1 protein-coding gene is annotated in these 3,091 nt (G+C 60.2%); it reads left to right on the top strand.

Annotation, left to right across the window (positions count from 1 at the left end):
• A partial coding sequence (locus tag AK963_RS27290; RefSeq protein WP_202969885.1) for a beta strand repeat-containing protein occupies nucleotides 1–3,091 on the top strand: 3,091 nt, incomplete at both ends.

The following is a 3,091-nucleotide window of genomic DNA, read 5'->3' as shown; positions in this document are numbered from 1 at the left end:
CCGGCACCAATGATGTACCGACCATTACTGCGGCCACCGATGTCACCGGCGCGGTGACCGAGATTGTGGATGGCGGCACCGGTGAAAACACCACCACATTATCCGACAGTGGTTCCTTTGCCATTGCTGATGTGGATCTCACCGATGTGCAGACCGTCAGCGTCACCTCCGACACCAGCGGTTATCTTGGCACCTTTACCCCGACGATCAGCAACAACACCACCAGTGACGGTACCGGACAGGTGGACTGGACCTTCACGGTGCCCGATGCCGATATTGATGACCTGGCCGCAGGTCAGGTGCGGACCCAGACCTACACGGTCACGGTCAACGATGGCAATGGTGGCACCGTGGATCAACAGGTGACGGTGACCATCACCGGCACCAATGATGTACCGATCATTACTGCGGCCACCGATGTCACTGGCGCGGTGACCGAGATTGTGGATGGCGGCACCGGTGAAAACACCACCACATTATCCGACAGTGGTTCCTTTGCCATTGCTGATGTGGACCTCACCGATGTCCAGACCGTCAGTGTCACCTCCGACACCAGCGGCTATCTCGGCTCCTTTACCCCGACGGTCAGCAACAACACCACCGGTGACGGCACTGGCCAGGTGGACTGGACCTTCACGGTGCCCGATGCCGATATTGATGACCTGGCCGCGGGTCAGGTGCGGACCCAGACCTATACCGTCACGGTCAACGATGGTAACGGCGGTACCGTGGACCAGCAGGTGACGGTGACCATCACCGGCACCAATGATGTACCGACCATCACTGCAGCCACCGATGTCACCGGCGCGGTGACCGAGATTGTGGATGGCGGTACCGGTGAAAACACCAGCACATTATCCGACAGTGGCAGCTTCACCATCGCCGATGTGGACCTCACCGATGTGCAGACCGTCAGTGTCACCTCCGACACCACCGGGTACCTGGGCTCCTTTACCCCGACGGTCAGCAACAACACCACCGACGACGGCACCGGCCAGGTGGACTGGACCTTCACGGTGCCCGATGCCGATATTGATGATCTGGCGGCGGGTCAGGTGCTGACCCAGACCTATACCATCACGGTCAACGATGGTAACGGCGGTACCGTGGATCAGCAGGTGACGGTGACCATCACCGGCACCAATGATGTACCGACCATTACTGCAGCCACCGATGTCACCGGCGCGGTGACCGAGATTGTGGATGGCGGCACCGGTGAAAACACCACCACATTATCCGACAGTGGTTCTTTTGCCATTGCTGATGTGGACCTCACCGATGTCCAGACCGTCAGTGTCACCTCCGACACCACCGGGTACCTGGGCTCCTTTACCCCGACGGTCAGCAACAACACCACCGGTGACGGCACTGGCCAGGTAGACTGGACCTTCACGGTGCCCGATGCCGATATTGATGACCTGGCCGCGGGTCAGGTGCGGACCCAGACCTATACCGTCACGGTTAACGATGGCAACGGCGGCACCGTGGATCAGCAGGTCACCGTGACCATCACCGGCACCAATGATGTACCGACCATTACTGCGGCCACCGATGTCACCGGCGCGGTGACCGAGATTGTGGATGGCGGCACCGGTGAAAACACCAGCACATTATCCGACAGTGGTTCCTTTGCCATTGCGGATGTGGACCTCACCGATGTCCAGACCGTCAGCGTCACCTCCGACACCACCGGGTACCTGGGCTCCTTTACCCCGACGGTCAGCAACAACACCACCGACGACGGCACCGGCCAGGTAGACTGGACCTTCACGGTACCCGATGCCGATATTGATGACCTGGCCGCAGGTCAGGTGCGGACCCAGACCTACACGGTCACGGTCAACGATGGCAATGGTGGCACCGTGGATCAGCAGGTGACGGTGACCATCACCGGCACCAATGATGTACCGACCATTACTGCGGCCACCGATGTCACTGGGACAGTGACCGGAATCAGCGGTAGTACCGATATCTTATCCGACAGTGGCTCCTTCACCATTGCTGATGTGGACCTCACCGATGTGCAGACCGTCAGTGTCACCTCCGACACCAGCGGGTACCTGGGCTCCTTTACCCCGACGGTCAGCAACAACACCACCGGTGACGGCACCGGCCAGGTGGACTGGACCTTCACGGTGCCCGATGCCGATATTGATTACCTGGCCGCGGGTCAGGTACTGACCCAGACCTACACCATCATGGTCAACGATGGCAACGGCGGCACCGTGGACCAGCAGGTGACGGTGACCATCACCGGCACCAATGATGCCCCTACCATTACTGCGGCCACCGATGTCACTGGTGCGGTGACCGAGATTGTGGATGGTGGTACCGGTGAAAACACCAGCACATTATCCGACAGTGGTTCCTTCACCATCGCCGATGTGAACCTGACCGATGTCCAGACCGTCAGCGTCACCTCCGACACCACCGGGTACCTGGGCTCCTTTACCCCGACGGTCAGCAACAACACCACCAATGACGGCACCGGACAGGTGGACTGGACCTTCACGGTGCCTGATGCCGATATTGATGACCTGGCGGAGGGTCAGGTGCGGACCCAGACCTATACCGTCACGGTCAACGATGGCAACGGCGGCACCGTGGATCAGCAGGTGACGGTGACCATCACCGGCACCAATGATGTACCGACCATTACTGCGGCCACCGATGTCACCGGCGCGGTGACCGAGATTGTGGATGGCGGCACCGGTGAAAACACCACCACATTATCCGACAGTGGTTCCTTTACCATCGCTGATGTGGACCTCACCGATGTCCAGACCGTCAGTGTCACTTCCGACACCAGCGGCTATCTCGGCACCTTTACCCCGACGGTCAGCAACAGCACCACCAGTGACGGCACCGGCCAGGTGGACTGGACCTTCACGGTGCCCGATGCCGACATTGATGATCTGGCGGCGGGTCAGGTGCGGACCCAGACCTATACCGTCACGGTTAACGATGGCAACGGCGGCACCGTGGACCAGCAGGTCACCGTGACCATCACCGGCACCAATGATGTACCGACCATTACTGCGGCCACCGATGTCACCGGCGCGGTGACCGAGATTGTGGATGGCGGCACCGG

The sequence above is a fragment of the Endozoicomonas atrinae genome, assembly GCF_001647025.1.
Classification (GTDB): Bacteria; Pseudomonadota; Gammaproteobacteria; order Pseudomonadales; family Endozoicomonadaceae; genus Endozoicomonas; species Endozoicomonas atrinae.
The sequence above is the reverse complement of the archived record's forward strand: the minus strand, read 5'-3'. Positions and strand labels throughout refer to the sequence as shown.